Below are 1,580 nucleotides of genomic sequence, written 5' to 3' on the forward strand. Positions count from 1 at the left end.
GCGCGCCCTGAGTGTCAGCCTGTGGTGAGACAGATTGTCTGCCGCAGGTTCTGAGTATCTCGGGTGGGAAATGGAGCACGTATGAATATTTCTGAGATCCCTCCTCGTCCAACGAATAACCACAACTTCACCGCCGATGAACGGTTGGCGATTCTGGCGGAGTTCGCATTGTGTGTCGATATGGGGCAGAAGTCCGCCTTGTGCCGTCGGTTAGGCATCGATCCGCGAACACCGGGGAAATGGTTAGCAGCTCAGCGAGAAGGTCGCCTTGTCCCGGGTAACACGACGAGGATGGCTTCCATGATGAGCAAGCGAGAACGGTACGAGCTCGTTCGCCTGCAACGGGAGAACGAGGCGTTGAAATTGAAACTGGCGCAATCGGAGAGCGCGGTAGATGTTTTGGGAAAAGCATCCGAGCTCTTGACCGCGTTGGCCAAGAGCTCGGACCTGCGAGTGCAGCAACTGCCACCAGCGATCCCCGAGCTCCCACCACGCAGCGAGCAACCCACACTGCCGGACACATTCCGGGGGCCCGGCAAATAAAGCTCACCACCATCACGACGTTGGTCAGCGGTGGCATGACGGGGCTGCGCGCCTGTCAGCTGGTTGGCTTTCCACGTGCCTCGTATTACCGTTACCTCGCCGGCCCAACCAAGCCGTCTCGGCCACCAATTCCACAAGCTAACCGCTATCAACCGGCAGCGCTGAATGACGCTGAGCATCAGCAGGTATTGGCGTTATTGAACAGCGACGACTATGCCGGATTCTCCATCGCCCAGACCTTCTATCGGGCCTGGGACGCGGGCCACTATGTTGCCTCACGCTCATCCTGGTATCGCATCGCACGTCGCGCCGGACAAGTCCACGACCGCCGCCGACAAGCAACATCGACGCCGAAAAAGATTCCCGAACTGCTCGCCACCCGCCCCTCACAAGTGTGGTCCTGGGACATCACTAAACTTCACGGACCCTGCCGCGGCCAATACTTTCACCTCTACGTCATCGCCGATATCTTCTCCCGCAAAATAGTTGGTTGGCGGGTCGAAGACGTCGAATCTGGAGAACTTGCCCAACAGATGATGGCTGCGGCAGTGACCGCGAACGGGTCAGCACCCCGCTATCTGCATTCCGATAACGGCTCCGCGATGGTCAGCGGCCCCATGTCATTGCTGCTGCAAAAATTGGGTATTGCTAAGTCGTTCTCACGCCCAAAAGTCTCCAACGACAACCCGTATTCCGAAGCCCTCTTCAAGACCCTCAAATATGACCTCGCGTTCCCCGAACGCTTCGCCTCCCTCGCCGACGCCGAAGCATTCTGCACCTGGTTCGTTCACGAATACAACACCAACCACCGCCACTCCGGCATCGGCTGGCACACCCCCAACAATGTTCACCAGGGCTGCACCACCCCAGTCAGCGCAGCCCGACGCGCAACCCAAGAACGGATCTGGCGCGCCCACCCCGAACGCCACCACCACGGCCGCCCCACACCACCAACCATGCCCAGCACAGCCGCCATCAACGACCCCCACAAAAGAAACCCCAACCTGTCTCACACAGGTTGACAAATACCGCGCGCT

2 protein-coding genes are annotated in these 1,580 nt (G+C 59.1%); both read left to right on the forward strand.

Annotated features, from left to right (window positions below; translation table 11 throughout):
* Window positions 1–81 precede the first annotated feature (81 nt).
* Window positions 82–543 (forward strand): hypothetical protein, encoded by a 462-nt coding sequence (locus HB677_RS18165; RefSeq protein WP_213817151.1) that lies wholly within the window; start codon window positions 82–84, stop codon window positions 541–543.
* A 35-nt stretch (window positions 544–578) separates the two neighbouring features.
* Window positions 579–1,565: an IS3 family transposase gene (locus tag HB677_RS18170; RefSeq protein WP_213817152.1), complete on the forward strand. Its 987-nt coding sequence runs from the start codon at window positions 579–581 to the stop codon at window positions 1,563–1,565.
* The last annotated feature ends 15 nt before the right edge of the window (window positions 1,566–1,580 follow it).

It is taken from the genome of Glaciihabitans sp. dw_435 (genome assembly GCF_018449675.1).
Lineage (GTDB): Bacteria > Actinomycetota > Actinomycetes > Actinomycetales > Microbacteriaceae > Glaciihabitans.